The 20,324-nt window shown below is 62.7% G+C and carries 14 protein-coding genes; 4 read left to right on the plus strand and 10 right to left on the minus strand.

Annotated features, from left to right (window positions below; translation table 11 throughout):
• Positions 1-121: 121 nt before the first annotated feature.
• Positions 122-1,111 carry a biotin synthase BioB gene (bioB, locus tag AC15MQ_RS08555; RefSeq protein ID WP_287667755.1) on the plus strand — a complete coding sequence of 330 codons (990 nt, stop codon included), beginning with the start codon at positions 122-124 and terminating at the stop codon, positions 1,109-1,111.
• 138 nt (positions 1,112-1,249) lie between these two features.
• On the plus strand, positions 1,250-2,137 hold the full coding sequence (gene bioC / locus AC15MQ_RS08560) for a malonyl-ACP O-methyltransferase BioC (RefSeq protein WP_350497067.1): 888 nt from the start codon (positions 1,250-1,252) through the stop codon (positions 2,135-2,137).
• Between the two features lie 35 nt (positions 2,138-2,172).
• Here bioC and AC15MQ_RS08565 read toward each other — a convergent pair whose 3' ends face one another.
• The 3 genes from AC15MQ_RS08565 to AC15MQ_RS08575 all read right to left on the minus strand — a co-directional run bounded on the left by AC15MQ_RS08565 (position 2,173) and on the right by AC15MQ_RS08575 (position 5,792).
• Positions 2,173-3,036: a CPBP family intramembrane glutamic endopeptidase gene (locus AC15MQ_RS08565; protein ID WP_287667753.1), complete on the minus strand. Its 864-nt coding sequence runs from the start codon at positions 3,034-3,036 to the stop codon at positions 2,173-2,175.
• A gap of 13 nt (positions 3,037-3,049) precedes the next feature.
• Entirely contained in the window at positions 3,050-5,113 is a 2,064-nt protein-coding gene (locus AC15MQ_RS08570) for a M13 family metallopeptidase (RefSeq protein ID WP_483079887.1), read from the minus strand.
• An 88-nt stretch (positions 5,114-5,201) separates the two neighbouring features.
• A complete protein-coding gene (locus AC15MQ_RS08575; RefSeq protein WP_483079888.1) occupies positions 5,202-5,792 on the minus strand; it encodes a hypothetical protein in 591 nt (196 codons plus the stop codon).
• Between the two features lie 233 nt (positions 5,793-6,025).
• Between AC15MQ_RS08575 and AC15MQ_RS08580 the strand changes: the two genes are divergently transcribed.
• A complete protein-coding gene (locus AC15MQ_RS08580; RefSeq protein ID WP_483079889.1) occupies positions 6,026-6,826 on the plus strand; it encodes a hypothetical protein in 801 nt (266 codons plus the stop codon).
• 21 nt (positions 6,827-6,847) lie between these two features.
• On the opposite strand, the gene AC15MQ_RS08585 is transcribed toward AC15MQ_RS08580, so the two are convergent.
• The 6 genes from AC15MQ_RS08585 to AC15MQ_RS08610 form a co-directional block, all read right to left on the minus strand.
• Positions 6,848-7,798, minus strand: a complete 951-nt coding sequence (locus AC15MQ_RS08585) for a LysR family transcriptional regulator (RefSeq protein ID WP_483080628.1) — start codon at positions 7,796-7,798, stop codon at positions 6,848-6,850.
• Between the two features lie 13 nt (positions 7,799-7,811).
• Entirely contained in the window at positions 7,812-8,120 is a 309-nt protein-coding gene (ilvN, locus tag AC15MQ_RS08590) for an acetolactate synthase small subunit (RefSeq protein WP_287654910.1), read from the minus strand.
• Between the two features lie 3 nt (positions 8,121-8,123).
• A complete protein-coding gene (gene ilvB / locus AC15MQ_RS08595) occupies positions 8,124-9,806 on the minus strand; it encodes an acetolactate synthase large subunit (RefSeq protein WP_483079890.1) in 1,683 nt (560 codons plus the stop codon).
• Between the two features lie 385 nt (positions 9,807-10,191).
• Positions 10,192-11,079, minus strand: coding sequence for an EamA family transporter RarD (rarD, locus tag AC15MQ_RS08600; protein ID WP_287663983.1), 888 nt, complete (start codon positions 11,077-11,079; stop codon positions 10,192-10,194).
• Between the two features lie 4 nt (positions 11,080-11,083).
• Positions 11,084-11,776 (minus strand): DUF599 domain-containing protein, encoded by a 693-nt coding sequence (locus AC15MQ_RS08605; RefSeq protein ID WP_287654914.1) that lies wholly within the window; start codon positions 11,774-11,776, stop codon positions 11,084-11,086.
• Between the two features lie 96 nt (positions 11,777-11,872).
• Complete coding sequence (locus AC15MQ_RS08610; protein WP_332337495.1) at positions 11,873-12,877, minus strand: cytochrome-c peroxidase; 1,005 nt, start codon at positions 12,875-12,877, stop codon at positions 11,873-11,875.
• 248 nt (positions 12,878-13,125) lie between these two features.
• Between AC15MQ_RS08610 and AC15MQ_RS08615 the strand changes: the two genes are divergently transcribed.
• On the plus strand, positions 13,126-14,736 hold the full coding sequence (locus AC15MQ_RS08615; protein WP_287663981.1) for a methyl-accepting chemotaxis protein: 1,611 nt from the start codon (positions 13,126-13,128) through the stop codon (positions 14,734-14,736).
• 351 nt (positions 14,737-15,087) lie between these two features.
• Here the strand turns inward: AC15MQ_RS08615 and AC15MQ_RS08620 are convergent, their stop codons facing one another.
• Complete coding sequence (locus AC15MQ_RS08620) at positions 15,088-20,169, minus strand: NACHT domain-containing protein (RefSeq protein ID WP_483079891.1); 5,082 nt, start codon at positions 20,167-20,169, stop codon at positions 15,088-15,090.
• Between the last annotated feature and the right edge of the window lie 155 nt (positions 20,170-20,324).

Below are 20,324 nucleotides of genomic sequence, written 5' to 3' on the forward strand. Positions count from 1 at the left end.
CGAGCATACAGGTCATACCCGTCCCGCTCAACCCGACCCTTCTCCCGCATCCGGAAGAAGGGAGATTCATCTTCGTGAGTCGCCGACGCGACGTTCACGGTAACTCTCAGGTCTACAACTCATGAACGCAATCCCTCAAGCCGCCGCGCTCACCCCCGATACCGCCGCAGCGGGCCAAGCCGCCCGCTGGACCGTCGCCGAAGTCGAAAAGCTCTATCAGTTGCCGCTGATGGATCTGATCTTTCGTGCGCAGCAGGTGCACCGCGAGCATTTCGACGCCAACGAGATTCAACGCTCGACGCTGCTCTCGGTCAAGACCGGCGGCTGTTCCGAAGACTGCGGCTACTGCTCGCAGTCTGCCCGTTACAGCACCGACACTGAACGCGAAGCCTTGCTGCCGCTCGACGAAGTGGTCGCCGCGGCGCAGGCCGCCAAGGACAAGGGCGCCTCGCGCTTCTGCATGGGCGCGGCCTGGCGTGGTCCCAAGGACAAGGACCTGGCGAAAGTGAGCGAAATGATTCGCGCCGTCAAGGGCCTGGGGCTGCAGACCTGCGTCACCCTGGGCATGCTCAAGGAAGGCCAGGCCAGCGAACTCAAGGAAGCGGGACTCGACTACTACAACCACAACCTCGATACCGATGCCTCCTTCTATGGGCAGGTGATCACCACCCACCAGCACGCCGACCGCGTCGATACGCTGGGGCAGGTGCGCGAGGCCGGAATCAAGGTCTGTTCCGGCGGCATCATCGGCATGGGCGAGGGACGCCGGAACCGCGCAGCGCTGATCGCGCAGCTCGCCAACCTCAACCCGCCGCCGGAATCGGTACCCATCAACAATCTGGTACCCATTCCCGGTACGCCGCTGGCCAACGTAGCGCCAATCGACAATTTCGAGTTCGTGCGCACCATTGCTGCCGCGCGCATCACCATGCCGACGAGTTTCGTACGGCTCTCCGCGGGGCGCCAGGCGATGCCCGAAGAAGTTCAGGCGCTGTGTTTTCTGGCTGGCGCCAACTCGATCTTCTACGGCGACAAACTGTTGACCACCGGTAACCCGGAAGCCGACCGTGACGAAGCGCTGTTCGAGAAACTCGGGCTGCGGCCGATCTAGTCGCTGGTTGCCGTGCAATGCCCGGAGCCAGGCTGTTCGGCCTGAGCGCGTCGCGAGCAGACAGGCCAGCCACCCCGGCGATCCATCGCTTTCACCGCGAGTGTTAAGGGTTTGGCTGGAACACTCTACTGATCGTCTATGAAGACTGCCGCGCAATTCCTCGACCAGCGCCAGGTGCGACGGAATTTTGCGCGCGCGGCCGCGACCTACGATCAGGTCGCGGTTCTGCAGCGCGAAGTCGGCCGGCGCATGCTGGAACGGCTGGATTACGTGCGCCTCGAACCGCAGCGTGTTCTCGATCTCGGCTGCGGCACTGGCGCCAGTCTCACCGCTCTGCACGAACGCTATCCGAAGGCTGCGGTGATCGGCGTCGACCTCAGCGAGGCCATGCTGCGCATCGGGCAGAAACAGCGCTCGCGCTTGCGCTGGCTGTTGCCGTTTCTGCCCGGCAGGCGGCCGGCGCTGCTGGCGGCGGACGCGGCAGCCTTGCCCTTCAAGCCGCAGTCGATCGGTCTGCTGTGGTCGAACCTGTTGCTGCACTGGCTCGACGATCCGCTGCAGGGTTTCCGCGAGGCGTATCGACTGCTCGAAATCGACGGGCTGCTGATGTTCTCGACCTTCGGCCCGGACACCCTGAAGGAACTGCGCGCCAGTTTTGGCGATGGCTACCTGCATACCCAGCGCTTTACCGACATGCACGACTACGGCGACATGCTCGTCGCCTGCGGCTTCGCCGATCCGGTGATGGACGCGGAGGTGCTGACCATGACTTATGCCAGTTTTGACGACCTGCTCACCGACCTGCGCCAGAGCGGTTCCGCATGCGCGATGCGGGCGCGTCGGCATGGCCTGATGGGACGTTCGGCATGGACCGAGGCGCGGACCGCGTATGAGCGATTGCTCAACGACGGCCGCCTGCCGGCAACCGTCGAAGTGGTGTACGGACACGCCTGGAAGACGCCACCGAAAAAAACCGCCGACGGGCGGGCGATCGTCCGTTTCGACCCCAAAGAACGACTGCGCTGATCCGGCAAGCTCGCTTAGCGGGATCGTAGCTTGGGCTACGCTTCATTGGCCCTGGCCCCTTTCTCGTGCTTTTTCGGTTCTGGATTCCCCTTGGTTGGAAAATCTGCCAGGGAATACGACGGCAACCGTGCATTCCGACTGTTCAGCAATACCGCGATCACGCAGGCAATCGCCAGCGGATAGACGGCGAATTGAACATTGGAAGGCATTCCTCCCGTGGCAACATTCAAAAACAACGAACTATCCCACAGCCCATGAAGAACCATCGGTAAAATCAAAGTTCCGGACATGCGGCGCATGGCATAGAGGCCGCTTCCCATGATGAAGGTCAATAGCACCTGGATGGGCATTGCCAACATCGGCAACCCGAAGATCACGTTGGGAACATGCAGCGCCGAGAACAGCAAGGTGCTGATGAGCCATACCCTGCCTTCGCCGAACCGGCTTCTCAATCCCACGATCATGCTTCCCCGTGTGATCATCTCTTCGCCGAATCCGACTCCCACGGCTCCTAACGACGACCATACAACCAGCTCGGCCGAAAGCTTGCCGGACGGCATCCCGAAGAAGTTGTTCAGAATGATGGCGACCATCACGACAGGCAGAATCCAGACCCATGGGGGGCCGGATTTCGACTTGTCGAACAGAACGATGCGCCACCAACCCAGGATGCTGATGGCAACCACCAGAAAGGCACATCCAAACAATGTGGGAAACGCATACCAGAGCTTCGTCGTTTCTGCATTCTCGCCGATCCGGTTGTAATCGACGCCATTGATAGTCCATGTGGAGAAGAAGACGGCGAGATAACCCAAATACAGCAGAATCCCCATCCATACAGATGGCTTGCGTCTCGATGTGCTCAGTTCGGTATTTCGAGATTCCTGATGAAGGCTCATGATTCGACGATCCTCACCAGATGCGCACACGATCCTTGGGATCAAGCCACATCGGATCACCCTTGCGGATGCCGAATGCCTTGTAGAACCCCGGCTCGTGCTGCGCGGCTGCATAGGCGCGATAACCGCCGGGTGCATGCGCGTCGGTCGCCGTCACCTGGCGCAGATAGCCCGCGCGCGCCTTGTCCGACCACATCTGCCCCCAGGCCAGGAAACAGCGCTGCTCCTGGGTCAGGCCATCGATCACCTGGTTCTCTTCCGGATGGGCCTGCAGGTATTTTTCGAGCGCACCATAAGCGAATGCGATGCCGCCGACATCGGCGAGATTTTCGGTGACGGCCAGCGCGCCGTTGGCGTGCAGGCCGGGCAGTACCTGGTAGGCATTCGCCTGCCTGACCAGTTTGCCGGTCTGGGCGACGAATTTGACTTCGTCGTCCTTCACCCACCAGTTGCGGGCACGTCCGATTTCATCATAAAGGCGACCGCCGGAATCGAAGCCGTGCGTCAGTTCATGGCCGATGACGGCACCGATGGCACAGAAATTGGTCGCCGGATCGCCCTTCGGGTCATAGGTCGGCGGTTGCAGGAAGGCAGCAGGAATTTCGATCGAATTGCGCAACGAATTGTAGCCCGCATTGATCACCGTCGGTAGAGTCGAACGGGGATCGACGAACTCGTCTTCCCTGATGGGGCCGCCAAATCGCGCGAGATCGCGCCGCGAGCTGAATTCGGTGATGCGCTCCAGACTGCCGAAGTAGTCGCCGGGACGCACGTCCACCGATGAATAGTCGATCCACTGGTCCGGATAGCCCACCGTGATCTTGACCTTGTCGAGCTTGTCCAGCGCCTGTTTCCGGGTCGCTGCCGTCAGCCAGTGGTTCTTTTCGAGGCGGACGCGGAATTCGGCGCGCACGCGACCGACCATGTCCTCCACCGCGCGCCGCGACTCGGGGCTGAGGGTCTTCTCGACATAAAGCTGCCCCAGCGGGTGACCGAGCTTGGCGGCGATAGTGTTGAAAACCTGCTTCGAGAGCGGTGGCAACTGAAAACCCTCGCCAAAATAGACGCGGGTCAATTCGAGACCCGGTTGAGCGAAGTCCTGTGACAGGCCACCGAGGCTTTTGCGCAGGTATTCCCACTTCAGGAGCATCCTGGTGTCTTCGAGCGACAGTTCCGCGAGGATGGCGGCGCGTTCGCGCATCGAATTCACCTCGATCGCCGTCACTTCCGTCGGCAGCGGGATGCCAATGGTCGCGTAGTAGCCATCCCAGTCGAATCCCGGGGTCAGTTCCTTGAGTTGAGCATAGGACATTTCGACGAAGCGCTTGTCCGGATCCTTGTGCTCGGCCAGGGGCTGGCGCGTTGCGGCAATCCGCTTCTCCATGGCCAGCGCCTTGACGGCAAAGGCCTGCGCATCGGCCTGCGGGATGCCGGCCAGCACCAGCAGTTCGGCCACGAAAGTGAGATAGGCTTCGCGGTACCTCGCTGCTTCCGGTTTCAGGTAATCCTCGAAGTTCGGCAAACCCAGGCCGCCGTCGCCGGCAGCGACAATGTATCGGGTCTTGTCGCGGATACCGACGGTGATCGTGCCGCCCATGACGAGCATCTCGTTGGTGACGAGCGACAGGCGGGCCAGTTCCTTCGCCACGTCATTCCTGTCGGTGATCGCGTCGATGCGCAGGAATTGTGGCTGCAGGGGGGTATTGCCGAGTGCCTTGAGGCGCGCCTCGTCGAGGCCCGCGGCATAGAGGGCGCCCACTTGCTGCGCCGGGCTGCCCTGCGCGGCGGTCGGGGCTTTTCTCGCGGCCTCCTCAACCGTCTGGCGCACAGCGACATCCGTGCGCTTGCTCATCAGATCGAGGCCGGAGATACGCACGCTGTCGTCGGGAATCACCAGGGCATCGAACCATTTGCCGGCGGCATAGCGTGTGAAGTCCTTGCGTGGATCGGCACTGGTATCCATCTTCCGCGGGGAAAATCCCGCCGGGAAACCGAAGGTCGGTACTTCCTGTGCAGTCGCTGTACTGGACGCAAGGGCAGCCGCCAGGGCGAGTGCAATCGTGGTTAAACGCGTCATGAATCCTCCTCTCGAACGACCATCGGCTTGCCCCGGCATCGGTGACCCAATGGTCCTTCCCGAACTCAGGCACGCCGGATAAGGCCAGTTACTCGGCGTAGATAGGTCCAGTCGAACCGGCGTCGGAATCGCGCCAGGTGTCCTCGCCCTTCAGGCGGCGATCACCCTGGATGGTGTAGGTGACAAAGCCCTGCCGAAAGACCAGTGCCCCATCGCTGCGTTTGGCATTGACACGTTTGCCATTGACCCAGACATGCTCCTGCGGATCGATCCGGATGGTGGCCACCGTGCCACCGGTTGGGCCGATGGCGACCCATTGACCCGCATACGGCGTCTGGCCGGTAGTGCCGGCGGCGCTGCCGCCGAATCCGGCCTTGGCATTCTGCGCCTTGGTCTTGTGGAGGTCACAACCCTGGTTCTCGGTAAGCTGCGTGCAACCCGAACGTTCGAGCTGTTGAGCGTAGGTCGAGTTGATTCCGCCGTGCGCATCGGCAGCGGCGCTGCCGAATCCGGTCTTGGCGTTTTCCGCCCTGGTCTTGGTGATATCGCAACCTTGTGCCTCGCTCACCTGGGTGCAACCGGATCGTTCGAGTTGCTTCCGATACTTCGCATCGATCGCATGCGCGGAGGTACTGGCCAGGGCCGCGATGACCAGGGCGGCGAGTCGTCTATGTTTCATGAGATTGACCTTGGTTCAAGGGGTTGGGGGAGGGTTCACATGCCGGGAAGCGTGGGTTAACACTCGGATACTATCCGAAGCAACAGGTGGAATTTCTCAATATTTTGGTGAAACTGATTCATCGGGTTGGCGGTTGGTACGTCGGCTGCTTTCGCCGATACTTCGGCGCGACGCCAACGCAGTCCGTTCCAGCAGGCGTCTACCTCTGATCAACCACTACGGGAACCCACACCATGTTTCGGTCATTCAGGCGAACGACAGTCCTCACCGTTGCCGTGTCGATGATCGTCGGCAGCAATGGCGCAGCGGCCCAGACCCCCGGCGATTTGTCCGATCTGGTCGACATGCGTGGCCGCGACGCGGAATCGCAAATGGAAGAGCGTGGTTATGTCAGTCACCACACCTCGAAAGGCGACGATGCCGCTTACACCTACTGGTGGAACAATCGCGACAAGCGTTGCGTGCGCGTACGCACCCGTGATGGCCGATATGAACAGATCAAGGCCGTAGGCAACAGCGATTGCGATCAACGTGACCATAGCGGCAGCAAGGTGGCTGCTGTCGCAATCGGTGCCGCAGCCCTGCTGGGCTTGGCTGCGCTGGCCTCAAAGTCCCACCATCGGGAAGACCGTGACCTCGACGAACGTCAGACGGCACAGTTTGAACGCGGCTATCGGGATGGCCTGCACAACCAGCCCTTCCACAACTACGAGGACTCGAAAGAGTACAGCGACGGCTATACCAAGGGGGTGGATCAACGCCGCCAGGAAACGAGTTATCGCTCGGATTACGGGTCGCGCGGCGGCAATCGGGCCTATGTGAATGTCAGCGATCTGTCCAACAGTGAGACCACCTACACCTGGGGGCAGTTGGAGCGTCGCGGGTTCAGCCTGGCCAACGAGCGGAAGTTGAACAATGGCGACAATCAGTGGCTGTACTGGAACGACAGCACTCGCCAGTGCGTGGAGGTTGTCTCGCGCGATACCTGGGTCAGCTATGTCGGTGAGGCCAGTGCGACTGCCTGTCGGAAGTAGACTGCAGGACGAAGCTCTGGATCAAGGCGTCGGCAATGACTGAACGGTGGAGAATGGCCAGGTGGTCTTGAAGCCATCGACCAGGCTCTCGCAGCACAGCCGCAAATGGTCGCGCAACAGTATGACCAGCGGCGACAGCTGGCGGCGATCGGCACAGACCAGCGACAATGGCGCCGCCTCGGTCGTCCATTCGGTACACAGCGGTACCAGAAGGCCGGCGGCAATGCTTCGGCCGACATCCAGCGCCGACTTGTAGGCAATGCCGTGGCCAGCAAGGGCCCAGCGATGCACGGCATCACCGTCATCAGCGATCCGGTTCCCATTGACGGTTACCGTAATCTTTTGCCCTGCCAGGCTGAAGCGCCAATGCTCGTGCAGGGCGTTCCCGAGACGGAATCGCAGGCAATTGTGTCGAGACAGTTCCTCCGGAACCGTCGGTACGCCGTGCCGCGCCAGGTAGTTCGGCGCTGCACAGAGCACACGCCGGTTGCCGGACCGGATGGGCAGCGCGACCAACCCTGAATCCGCCGTGTGCGTATAGCGAATGGCAATATCGAACGGTTGTCGGTAGAGGTCTGCCGGGCGATCGGAAACATGCGTGCGCAACGTGACGTCAGGGTGTTGAAGCAGGAAGCTGTCGAGCCAGGCCAGCAGATGATTCCGCCCAAGGTCCGAGGGCATCGAAATGCGCAACTCCTCGCGCAGGTTGCTGCGCACGTGGGCAATATCCTCAAGCGCAGCGCTCAATTCAGCCAGGGTGGAACGGGCTGCCGGCAACAGGCGTTCTCCCTCCGGACTCAGGCGCAGGCTCCTGGTGGAGCGTACGAGCAAAATCGCGCCCAGATCGGATTCCAGCCGTTTCAGGCTGGAACTGGCTACTGCAGGAGACAATTCGAGCATCTGGGCCGCTGTTGAGAGACTCCCGCTGTCAGCAGCCAGCACGAAGACGCGGAGATCCTGCAAATTCCTGATTTTCAAAGTTCGATTAAAGAAAGAATTCCTCCAGCCGCACGAAGACCTCATGCTGGGCACCATGACGGCGCACCGCCAGGACGTCCTCGAGCTTTTCCACCTGCTTCACCATCTGGTCCAGGCGCTCGTCCTCATTGACCAGCAGCCAGATACGACTGGTGTCGCCGCTCCCTACCGGCATGCACAGGATGCCTTCGACGTTGTACGCCCGTCGCGAAAAGAGGCCGACGACGTGCGACATGACTCCCGGGTGATTATTGACGTCCAGTTCGAGCACCGTGCGCGCCAGCGCCTGGTTTTCACTTCTTGCAATCGAATTCATCGTTCAGCCTCCGATCATTTCCTTGTTGGCGGCGCCCGGCGGCACCATCGGCAATACCTGCTCGTGCATGGCGATACTGGCGTGAATCAGCATCGGACCGGGCGTCGACAGGGCCCTGGCCAACGCGGCCAGCGGCTCGACCTCCTGGTCGAGGTCGATGGCGGCCACACCGAAACCCTCGGCGACGCGCACGAAGTCGGGCATGCCCTTGAATTTCGAGGCGTAGATGCGCTCGCCGTAAAACATCGTCTGCTGCTGGAAAACCAGGCCGAGCGACGAGTTGTTCATCAACACGATCTTGACGTTGACGTTCTCCTCGGCGGCGGTCACCAGTTCCTGGACATTCATCAGAATGCTGCCGTCGCCGGTAAAACAGACCACCGTCCGTTCCGGCTCGGCCAGGGCCGCGCCGATGGCCGCCGGCATGCCGAAGCCCATCGTCCCGAGACCCCCGGAGGTGAGCCACTGCCGGGGTCGGCGCAAGGGGTAGACTTGCGCCACCCACATCTGGTGCTGACCGACGTCGGTGGTAATCGTCGCCGCATCGTCGAGGCAATCGGCGACCGCGCGGATCAGGCCGTAAGGGGTGCGCGGGTCATCGATGCCCGGCGTGCGCAAAGGCTGGGCCGCTTTCAGACTGGCCACGCGTGCCAGCCAGTCGTCCCGCTCGACGACTGCCAGCGCCGGCAGGAGCATCTCCAGCACTGTGCGCACGTCGCCGGCAATGCCCACATGCGCGGTCTTGATCTTGTCGAGTTCGGAAGGATCGATGTCGATGTGGATGATCTGTGCCTGCGGGCAGAAGCCGGCCACCTTGCCCGTCGCCCGGTCGTCGAAGCGGGCCCCGACGGCGATCAGCAGGTCGCACTCGTCGAGCGCGAGATTGGTACAGCGCGCCCCGTGCATGCCCAGCATGCCGAGCGAGAGCGGATGATCGACCGGCATCGCTCCAAGGGCCATCAGGGTCATGACCGTCGGCAACCGACACTTTTCGGCGAACGCCACGGCCAGCCCGGAGGCCCCGGAATGCACCACCCCACCGCCGAGGTAGAGGATCGGCCTGGCGGCAGTGTTGATCATCGCCGCCGCACGTTCGACCGCTGCGGCGGCCGGTGGCGGAACCTGTTCGGCACCACCCGGCGCGGGCCATTCGGCGACCTCGACGAGTTGATTCTGCACATCCTTCGGAATATCGACCAGCACCGGCCCGGGACGACCCGAAGCCGCGATGCGGAAGGCGCGCGGAATGATCTCCAGCAGGTCGACGGCGGCATTGACGAGGAAGTTGTGTTTGGTAATCGGGATGCTCAGGCCGTAGGTATCGACTTCCTGGAAGGCATCGGTACCGATCATCGCCCGCGGCACCTGCCCGGTGATCGCCACCAGCGGAATCGAATCCAGTTTGGCATCGGCGATCGCCGTCAGCAGATTGGTGGCACCGGGACCCGAGGAAGCCATGCATACGGCCGGCAGACCGGTGGCGCGCGCCATCCCCTGTGCGATGAAGCCGCCCCCCTGCTCGTGCCGGGCCAGGACATGGTGGATCAGTTCCGACTTCGACAAGGCGTCGTAGATCGGCAGGATGGCGCCGCCGGGAATGCCGGCCAGCGTACGAACGCCCTGTCGTTCGAGCAGACGCACGACAATCTGTGCGCCGGTAAGGGTTTCGCGTGGTTGCTTGGGCAAATCAATCTCCTTCGATAGGACTGCCGCCTGCGGTGTCGCCAGGCTTGGGTCCGGAAAAGCGCAAGCGTCGCACGGCTTGCACCGGCGAGGCTTTCTGAAATCGGTGGTCGTTCATCTGGCGCCGAAAGCGCCATGCGCGCTGCGCACTACGACTTTGCGGGGAGTTGGAGGCGCACACGCGGCAAGAGTTCATCCTGCCAGCCTGAATGCGCTTGTTGTCTTGCAGATCACCTTGGAAGATGCGAGCGGGGAAAGTCAGCCTGCAGCCATACGTGAGACCCAAACATCAGGGCACGGACGGGGCCGCAAAGAGGGCAATGTTAGCATGTCGATGCCGGCGATTCCAGACCATGGTGGTCAGGAATCGCCGACCCGTGCGCCGCGCCTACGCCGGCCTGCGGTACTTTCTCCACGCGCTGTAGCTGAACACCAGGAGGCCCAGCCAGATCAACCCGAAGCTGAGCAGTTGCGCACGCCGCAGCGGTTCGCCGAAGACCCAGATCGCGGTCACGAACTGGAGCGTCGGGTTGATGTACATCAGCATGCCGACGCTGGCCAGATCGAGCCGCTGCGTGGCGGCGGCAAAAGCCAGCAGCGGCAGTGCGGTGAGCGCGCCCGACCCCACCAGCAAGACCGTGGTCGCCGGATCGTGACCGGTGAACACCGCATGGCCGCTCGGCGCCTGCCACAGCGCATACAGCGCGCAAACCGGCAGCATTGCCAGGGTTTCCAGCCATAACCCGGAGACCGCGTCGACCGGCAATTGCTTGCGCACCAGGCCGTAGGTGCCGAAGGTACCGGCGAGAACCAGCGACACCCAGGGCAGATGACCGATGGCGACGATCTCGTTGGCCATCGCCGCCAGAGCCAGGGCGACGGAAAGCCATTCCAGCCGGTTCAGCCGTTCCTTGAGGACCAGCAGTCCGAGCAGAACGTTGACCAGCGGTGTCAGGAAGTAGCCGAGGCTGGAGGCGACGACCTGCTGATTGGCGACGGCCCACAGGAAGACCAGCCAGTTGGTACCGATCAACAGGGCCGCGATCAGCAACAGCAGCACCTGCCGCGCACTCCTGAAGACAGCCGCCACCTTGTGCCACTGCCGACGCAGGCTCAGCAGCACGCCGACGAAGACACAGGCCCAGACGGCGCGGTTGCTCAACACATCCATCGGCGAAACGTGCGCGAGCTGGCGAAAAAACAGCGGAAAGAATCCCCACATCGCATAGGCAAGCAGGCCGAAAACGATCCCTGCCAGATGGCGGTTGCCGGTCACCGCTTCAGTGCGTCTCGCGCAACACGTCGAGTACCGCCGAGCGGTAGTCTCGCCGATAGAGCACCACGAGGATCAGCACCGAAAGCACGGCCAGGCTCAGCGGGCTGAGCAACCAGCCGGATGCGGCCAGGCCGAAATAGTAGGCGCGGATGCCGCGATTGAAGTCGTCGCCGGCCAGATTATTGGCCGCCGCCACCCGTCGGGCATAACTCTCGATGGCCGGCTCATCCCGCTGGCCGAGCGGTGCCGCGCCAACCAGGATCGAGAGCACATTGAACTGACGCAGCGACCAGGTGAACTTGAAATAGGCGTAGACGAAACTGGCCAGAACCAGCATCAGCTTGATCTCCAGCAGTTCGCGGTTGCCGGCACCGCCGAACGCCATGTCCACGGTGAAGGTCAGCAGCTTGTCCGCCGCGCCGAGCGCGGCGACCAGACCGGCGATGATGTAGATCGTGGTATTGGCGTAGAAAGTGACGCTGGTCACCAGATTGCCGATCAGCGTCGAGTCGGTCACCCGCACCTCGCGCTCGAGCATGCGATAGGCCCATTCGAGCCGGAAGCCGTGGCCGCTGCGGATCAGTCCCGCGGAAGCCCAGCGGCTATGCTCGGAGAACCAGGCATAGCCCGCCCAGCAGGCAATGAAGACGAACAGGGCCAGCCAGTCGGCGGTCGAGAGACGGTGGAGTGCGTGCATCCGCCCATGCTCCAGAGAACGCGCAGCCGTCCAGGTCAGCGCGGCGCCACCGGCACCGTGGCGCGCTGCGCGACGTGCCGGCGGCGCGGGGTCGGCTTACGGCAGCTTCGGAGGCTCGAAACGCTCCTCGCTGGTCAGCGTATTCAGGAAGGCGACGATCTGGCCGATCTCCTGGTCGGAAAGCTTGCGGTCGATCAACAGCGTGCTTTTGTTGGCGTCCGCCCGGCCACCGGAAGCCATGTAGCGCACGGCACCCTCCAGGCTGGTGACGCTGCCGTCGTGGAAGTACGGCCCGGAAATGCCGACCGACCGCAGCGTCGGTGTCTTGAACGCCGACAGGTCCGCGGGGTTCTTGGTCACCGCGTTCCGGCCCACATCGGGTTTGGGCTTGCCGGCTTCCAGCCCGATGTTGTAAAACTGGCTGTCGCTGAACAACGGTGGCTTGTGGCAGGCGACACAACCGCCCTTGCCGACGAACAACTCGTAACCGGCCGCTGCCGCGGCCGAAACGGCGGTCTTGTCGCCGGCGGCATGGCGGTCCCACGGCGCTTCGCCGCTGTTCAGGGTGCGCAGGAACGCGGCCAGCGCCTTGGCAATGTTGTCCGCGTCCGGCGGGGCGCCAAAGACCTTCTGGAATTCGACCTGGTAGCCAGGAACAGCGGCGATAACCGCAGCAGCCTTGACCGGGTCGGCACCGATCTGTGCTTTCCAGGCGGCGGTGACCTGGCCTTCGAGCGTCGTCGCGCGCCCGTCCCAGTACCAGGCCGTGTAGTAGCCGGTGTTGTAGACGCTGGGGGTGTGACGGGTGTTCATGCCACCGCCGACCTTGCGTGACAGCGCCAGCCCGTCAGTCCATCCGAGATGACGGAAGTGGCAACCCTGGCAGGCCATGCTGCCGTCGCCGGAAAGCCGCGCATCGAAAAACAGTTGCTTGCCGAGCGCCGCCTTGGCGGGCGTCGTCGGGTTATCGGCCGGATCCGGCGGCGCCGGCAAGGCCGACGAGCGGGCATAGCCGGCGCCATCCTGCGGTACCGTGATGCAGCCGATCAGTGCGGCGGCAATGCCGGCCGCCAGAAGCCAACGCCTGGATATCGCTTTCATCTTTTCTCCTTCTGGGTTGATCACCGGCAACAGCGTAACATCGAGTCAAGCTGCGGGGCACTGGCGGAACGAAGTTTCGGCCGCGTTCCTGCGGTCGCCGACCATTCCTGTAAAATGGTTTCCGGGTTGGGCACGTTTCAAACGTTGCGCGTCGAGAAAACACCTGTCACCTTCACCACTTCCCACTTGATCCCTTGCCAGGTGGCGCCATCCGCCTCCGGAACTCTTTGTTTTCGAGCGCAAACCTCATGTACAAACTGTCAATCAAACAAATCCTCATGCTCTCGGCGACGCTCGTCGGCGCGCTGCTGCTGTTGGGAAATCTGATCGTCTGGAACAGCAACGCTTCGCTCAACGCCGCCTCGGAGGAGGCCTTGCGCATCGAACAAGGCATCCTGGCGTTCAAGGATACGCGTTTCCATGTCGTGCAGATCCAGCAGTTCATGAGCGATGCCGCGGCCGTCGGCGAGGCCAGCTTTTCGGAGGCCGCGCGGGAGCGTGACCGGGCGCTGTCCCGACTCGAAAGCCTGGCCAGACTGCTGCCCGAGAAACAGGGCGCCATCAGGAATCTGGAACTGGCGCTCAAGCCGCTTTACGACACTGGCGAGCACATGGTCCGCGCCTATGTCGGTCAGGGGCGCGAGGCCGGCAACGCGATCATGAAGGGGGAAAATGGCTTCGACAGCGCTGTCGAAACAGTCACCAAACAACTCGACGCCCTGGCCGGTGAACTCGAAACACTGGGCGCCGGAAGTGAAGCGGCGCAACGGGAAACGCGCACCTGGATGCTGCGCTCAAGCATGGGTGTCGGCGCTCTGGCGCTGGTAACGGTGCTGCTTTCGTATCTGTTGCTGTCGAGGGTACTGATGAAGCTGCTGGGTGGCGAACCGGCGCTTGCGGGGAATATCGCCGGCAGGATGGCCGCGGGCGATTTGACGCAGGAGTTGCAGATCAATCCTGGCGACCAGCGCAGCGTGCTCGCCCACATCGGCATCATGCAGCAGAGCTTGCGGGAAACCGTTCGGGCGATCCGGCAAGGTTCCGACGCCGTGCTGGCGGCGGCCAAACGACTGGACGTCGATGCTGCCCATGTCGTCGAGATATCGCAGACCCAGAGCGATACGGCGGCCTCGATGTCGGCATCGGTCGAACAGGTGGCCAGCACAATCACCCATACCGCCGAGTTCGCGCACAAGGTCCGGAGCCACGCCCGTGAAGCGGGCGCACTTGCCGATCATGGCGGCGAGGAAGTCCGCGCGGTCACCGAGGAAATCGGCCGCGTGGCCGACTCGGTGAATCTCGCGAGCAAGGTCATCGGCGCGCTGGGGGATGAGTCGCGGCGGATCACCGCCATTGTCCACACGATTCGGGAAATCGCCGACCAGACCAATCTCCTGGCGCTCAACGCGGCCATCGAAGCGGCCCGCGCCGGCGAGCAGGGACGCGGATTCGCGGTGGTTGCGGACGAAGTCCGAAAACTGGCCGAACGTACCACTCGATCGACACAGGAAATCTCCGCCATGGTCGCGGCGATCGGTTCTCGGTCGGCTGCGGCGGTACAAGGCATGACCCAGAGCCTGGCCGCCGTCGACCAGACGGTCGCCCAGGCCGGAAAGGCCTGCGCGGCCATGTCCCTGGTCACGCAGGAACTGGGCAAGGTTGAGGGCGAAATCAGCGAGATCACCGGAGCCGCCGAAGAGCAGCGCGTCGCCAGCACGACGATTACCCACAATGTGGAGCAAGTGGCGCAGATGGCCGAGCAGAACCGCAACACCCTGGCCGAAATCGCCGGCGATGTGCGCCGGCTCGAACAACTGTCCAGAGAACTCGACCAGGCAGTCGGCAAGTTCCAGGTCTGAACACGCATTAGCTGCCTGGCACGGGCTGGAAATCAGCAGGCATCGAGAATCGACGCCACTGTGTCGGCCAGCATTGAATTCGCGTTTCTTCGTCCTGCGGCGCCGTTAGTTTGATTCGGCCAGCCATTCCCCACGGGCTCGTCCAACAAACGGATCAGATCGTGGCTTCGCACGATCTATCCTTATTCGTTATACGGCATCTTGGTTGATGCAGCCAATGGTTGTCCACTTTCGACCCGAAGAGACCAGAGGGTGACCGCCTTACGAGCAGTTCTCCGAGTGCTTGGCGACAATCGTTGAGACAGCCCACGACGCATCTTTCAGCCAGTTCCTTGCCAAAAGTGGGGAGCATCAAGCAGCCGGCGTAACGAAATCGTCCCGCATCCTGAACGCGGCGGAAGAACCGCTCTCGACAAGAACATCGAGCACATACAGGATCGCCTCGCGCAGGGCCGGATCGCGCTTGAGTTCCAGCGGCCGTGCGTAGACATGCCGTTGGAGAAGAACTTCGAGCATGAAGACCGTGTTGGACTCGCGCAGCATGTCGGCCGGACTTCCGCGCCTAAGCGCGTTCGCGATGCGCACAAAGGCAGCAGGCATGGAACGCTCGCCGATGTGGTAGAGGAAACGGATGTAGCTGTACAGCACGATCCAGACCGGCGGCAGCGCGTCGAAGAGCCCGTCGACGTTGTGGGCATAGCCTTCCAGGCTCCGCCAGTGCCGCACGTTGTCCTTCCACCACGCAGTCAGGAAGATCGTCGACAGCACTTCGCTGCCGTGCGGATGCTCCCTGTCGAGGTGCGCGAGCCACTTGGCGCGCTTGACCTGCTCGGCAAACAGGTTCCACAAGAACCAGTAGTGCGGTGTGTTGGGATTGCTGTCTTCGCTGGTCGTGAACCCCTGGATGACGTTGTGGACTTCGCGCGGATGCCGGTCGACGGCGTCGAGCATCGGCTGGAGGACTTGCTCGGCATCGGCGTCTGACGCCCGCATCGCAAATTGCTGTATGCGGTCGGATATTGCCTGCTCCCTGTGAAAGTTCCTATCGCGCTGGTCGGGAGAACGATCGTGCTCACGGTTCCAGCACTCAACCAGGACTTCGCCGGCGCGTCGGTGTGCGGCCACCGCCAAAGGCTCTTTGGGCACCTGGCCGAGGATCGCGAGAACCTTCGCGTTCGCCTCGGCTCCGAATCTCTCAGTGATGTCGAACCTGACGTGCGCATCTGCGGCGATTTCCCCCTCGGTCCAGAACCACTGGCGGACGTCTTCAGCTGCGGCGGCGGAGATCGAGTCCGGCGTGCGCCGCTTGTCGTAGCGCTTCTTCTCCTCGGCGTTCCAGTTGCGGTCGGCAAGCGCGGCCTCGGTCGCGATGGCGTTGGCGGCGCGCAGGGCAAGGGCGGGGTTCGTGACCCAGAACTTGTTGTCGATGCCCCAGGTGGCGTACGAGCGGACCTCGTCGATCGGATGGGTCACTGCGGCAATAAAGGCCTGGCGCACGCGTGGTGTCTGGGTTTCTGTCAGGGTCTTGGAGAGCAACAGCGGCACGACGAAAGCACACGGACGATCCGCAAGCATCGAGAACCGCTGCACGCGGTCGATGGTTCCCCACTGGTCCGCGTGCCTGGAGATTTCGGAGCAGATGACATCGATGCACCACTCATTCTCTTCCGGCAACATCTCGTCCCAGTGATCGCGGACGCAGACGGCGGCCACAAATCCCGGAGCGTTGCGGCTGTTATCCGGATGTTCCGCGGTGCGGTCCATGCCCTTGGCACTTGCCAGCTTCTCGCGCCACAGAGCAGGGTCGGCAGAGCCGGCCTCGCGCTGGAAGGTCTGGAGGCCCCACATGTAAACACCCAGTCGGGCATTCCTTTCGCCTAGGCTCTTTGTGCTTTCGTCAATGAGTTGCTGCACTTCCGGAGCGGGAGGCTTGGGTTCGAGGCGGATGTAGTTCTTCGGAGGGGCCTCGCCGTCCCTCGCCGACGTCTCGTCCACTGCTGGCTGGGTATCGGCCACGTCGTACTGCCGAAAGTCCATCCGATGAAGGGCAAGCTGCCATGTGAGGTCCCGCTTGTTGCGCTTATCCGGCGCGGGCAGTGCCGCGATGTAGCGATCGATGATGGCTTGAACCCGCGGGGCCAGAGAGCCCAGTTGCAGGTTTGCGATGGCCGCTTCAAGGTCGTGCTTGCGGTGCGGCAGCGCGTTCGACTTCTTCCGCTCCTCTTCGTAGATCTTGTTTTCGGCGCGGAGGGTCGGAAACAATCCCGTGAGGTTTGAAGTCTGGTGTTCGCCGGCCATGCGGCTGCGATCGATCTCGATGTAGTCCTGCACCGACAGCAGCACCAGAAGCGCCTCGCCTGACCGGTGAGGGTGAGCGGTCGCCACGCTTGCGACGACGGCTGCGAGCGCGGCGGAATCGCTGCGCTGGAGGATCTCGAGCAGCACCGCGTCGAGCCCCTCAGGATGGGATTTGGCGTAGTCGAGCAACCACTTCTCGAAGGCCATCAGCAGCGACTGGAGCGAATAAGGCCCGACGGTCATGCCGCGATACAGGCCCCAGAGGCGCGGGTTCACCCATTGCTTTCGCGTGGTCCCGATTGCAAACGTGAGCTCGACCCCCCAGGCGGGTTCGAGGCGGTCACGGAGACGAGGATGCGCGTACCACTCGGCGCTGTGATTGAAGACCCGGATCAGGAAGTCGAGGCCCTTTCTCGGATGGTGCGTGAGCAGGTTGATCCACGGCCCCCGGAAGGCGCTGGCAGGGAAGAAGTCATGGCGCAGGTGTTCCTTGATGCCGAAGCAGAGGTCAATGTCGATGGATGAGCGGCCATAGGGTTCCGCGCGAAGATATTCCTCAGTGGCGAGGAGGGTATCCAGTGCGACGGAGATCAATACGTCCGGCAGGTCGCGCGCGGCGGCCGCACCGTCGAGGCCCGCAAGGAGGATGTCGCGGAACTCCTCGGCGACAGGATCGCGGCGGCGTCCTTCCCTGATCTGCCCGCGCAGGACGGTTTCGAAGCGCGCGGGGTCAACCTTCGGGATCTTCGCAATCACCTTCAGAATGCGTTTGCGCGTGTCTCCTCCCATGTAGTGGTCAAAGCGCGGGAGGAGCCAATGGGCAATGCCGGAAACATGTTCGGCCCCGTCGATGTCAGGTGCCCACCAGCTGACGCCGCGCACGGCATCCTCGATCAATGCGAGAAGCAGCAGTGTGTCTTCCGGTCCGAAGCTGCCGATGCTGCGATGCACCAGTCTCACGACGGTTGCCCAGACCGCGCCTTCCGGCACGCTCAGGATCGAGCTGTGGCCGCGCACGTCGGCAAGCCACGCGGGCGACTCCACACAGGCGACGCGCAGGAGATGGATGACCCTCCTGAGGATGGCGCGGTCATTGGCGAGCAACTCGGCCTCGTTCCGAGTCAGGAATTCTGACGCCGACGGTGCCTTGAGCAGCGAGACCAACGTATCGTCACGGAACTGGGCGGGCACGTCGGCCTGTGCGATGGCCGCGCTGAACAGCCGGTCCGCTGCGTGTGCGTCGCGGTCGACCAGTTCGGCAACCCACTTCCGGTACGAGCGGCGCACCGCAGGATGCGGCCCTATCGCTGACGACAATGCCTTGAACGCTGTCTCATCCGTGAGATGCTGTTCCTCGATCCATTGCAGGATGGCCCAGTCCTCGAGGACGTCGTGCGCCGTGGCCACGAGCAAAGCACTGGTGTCGGGCGAAACAACGACGGAGTCCTGTTTGAGGACGGCGATGGCTGCGGCATTGAGTCCCATAGCTGGCACGTAATCCGACAGGGCACGCGCCCTGCGCACCGCCAGCTCTTGCAAAGCCACTTCACGCAGGCGCGGCATGCCGTCGGCCGGATTCTGGTCCGCGCGCACGATCTGCCGCCAGAAGACGGCGCGGAAATCGCGCTCGTTCTCCGGAAGCGGACGTCCCGCATCCCACGGGATCTGCAATGCCTTGTCGATGAAGTACGGGTTGCGCAGGATCTCGCACAGGGCGGGGTTAGCGAACGGCACTGCCAGCGACGGAAAGGCGGCCTGGATCTCCTGCAATTCGGTGTCGTCGAGCGGCGGAACTTCGATGACCGCGTGATCAATCCCCGCCGCCTGAAGAAAGCTGGCCTGCACCTGCTCCGCGGAATAATCGCGGCAGGTCATGAGGATACCGAGGCCATTGTCGCCCTGGGCGAGCGTCAAGAGGTCGCTGAACGCGTCGCGCGTCGGCTTTTCGAGCAAGCGTTCGACGCTCTCGATCATGAGGACCTTGCGGCCCTGCGTGCCGAGGATGGCCTGAAGCTCGGTGGCTCGCGCCGGGATCTGGCTGTTGTGGAGTGTTTCGTCGATGTGAGCGACGGCGAATTCCTCCACCCGGAACCCGAAGGCGAAGAATTCGCGGGAGAGAAAGGCCACCGCTTCCTTCCCGATGACGGATTTGCCGCTGCCGGCTGGCCCCGTTATCAGGACGACTTGCTTCGCCTCGATAGCCGCAAGCACCTTTTGGACGATGCCGGGGCGCCGCAGGTGGAAGGTCGGTCCGATCGTGGTGCGGATCTTCCGGAGAACGAAGTCAGTGTGGCTCTTCAGTGCCGTCAGTACGCGCTGCTCGGTCGCGCCCACCTCACCGTACGCCTGGACGAGAGCGGCTGGAAGGTCGGCGCGTTTCAGGCTCCGCGCGGCCGGTCCGGCCTCGCTTGCGAAGTTCAGAAGGGCGTCCCACGCGGCCTTCGCGCTCGCGACAGGATCCAGATCGGTTGACTTGAGGGCGAGCAGCGTCTTGATGTGCGCCTCGGTCTGGCGCGTGGAGGTGTGCAGATCGAGGCTCAGGACGTGCAGCACGCGCAGGAATGGCCACAGGTCTTTGGCGGTGACGGGCGTCCCTTCCAGTTTGCTGACGATCTCGCAAAGCTCGTTGCACTGATGGACGGACTTCTTCGAGATAAGACCGGCGAGGGACAGCCGTCTTACGAACTCCTCGCCGTCAGCCGCGCCTCTGGCGCAGTCGAGCAGCCCGACGAAATTCTCAAGGAGCGTGTTCGTGCCGCGCAGCGTCACTAGAACAAAGCGGTCGTGCTGGGGATTGAAAGGGTCGGCCTTCTTGAAATCTTTCCAGAAGTCGCCAATGGCCTTCTTGCATTCGTCGTCGACAGCACTGATGGTGAAGCTGCGCTTCACCTGCCCGACGAGGCGCGCAGTTGCCGCGCCTGCGCGCGCACAGACGACGAGGACGTCGTCCGTATTGAAGCCGAGATGCTCGGTCTGGAGATGGACCTCGGTAACGCTGGTATCGGTCAGGATCGGCGGGATGCTGCGGACGAGCAGCTGCGCTAGCCAGTACGCCGCGACGTGTTGCTCGAAGAACACGCCCTCGCCGCCGGTGGAGATCGGACTTGAAACTCGTTCCTGGCTTGGGCCATCCATGCAATCCACCAAATGTTCCACTGTTTCGCTAGTCGGGGAAAGCCGTTTAAAGCCTAGTTCGATGACGATCTCATGCGAGTGGTTTCACGGCCCGTCCGATGGTTCCACGGACCAAGAGTAGCAAGAACGCTTGATGTCTCATTGGCATGGTGGTG

Source organism: Candidatus Accumulibacter propinquus, from assembly GCF_056856495.1.

Excerpts from the sequence above, each read along its gene's own strand:
- bioB (WP_287667755.1), top strand. The coding sequence starts at position 122 with ATGAACGCAATCCCTCAAGCCGCCGCGCTCACCCCCGATACCGCCGCA.
- AC15MQ_RS08615 (WP_287663981.1), top strand. The coding sequence starts at position 13,126 with ATGTACAAACTGTCAATCAAACAAATCCTCATGCTCTCGGCGACGCTC.
- AC15MQ_RS08565 (WP_287667753.1), bottom strand. The coding sequence starts at position 3,036 with ATGAGCCTTCATCAGGAATCTCGAAATACCGAACTGAGCACATCGAGA.
- AC15MQ_RS08620 (WP_483079891.1), bottom strand. The coding sequence starts at position 20,169 with ATGGATGGCCCAAGCCAGGAACGAGTTTCAAGTCCGATCTCCACCGGC.
- ilvN (WP_287654910.1), bottom strand. The coding sequence starts at position 8,120 with ATGAATTCGATTGCAAGAAGTGAAAACCAGGCGCTGGCGCGCACGGTG.
- AC15MQ_RS08610 (WP_332337495.1), bottom strand. The coding sequence starts at position 12,877 with ATGAAAGCGATATCCAGGCGTTGGCTTCTGGCGGCCGGCATTGCCGCC.
- AC15MQ_RS08605 (WP_287654914.1), bottom strand. The coding sequence starts at position 11,776 with ATGCACGCACTCCACCGTCTCTCGACCGCCGACTGGCTGGCCCTGTTC.
- AC15MQ_RS08580 (WP_483079889.1), top strand. The coding sequence starts at position 6,026 with ATGTTTCGGTCATTCAGGCGAACGACAGTCCTCACCGTTGCCGTGTCG.
- bioC (WP_350497067.1), top strand. The coding sequence starts at position 1,250 with ATGAAGACTGCCGCGCAATTCCTCGACCAGCGCCAGGTGCGACGGAAT.
- AC15MQ_RS08575 (WP_483079888.1), bottom strand. The coding sequence starts at position 5,792 with ATGAAACATAGACGACTCGCCGCCCTGGTCATCGCGGCCCTGGCCAGT.
- AC15MQ_RS08570 (WP_483079887.1), bottom strand. The coding sequence starts at position 5,113 with ATGACGCGTTTAACCACGATTGCACTCGCCCTGGCGGCTGCCCTTGCG.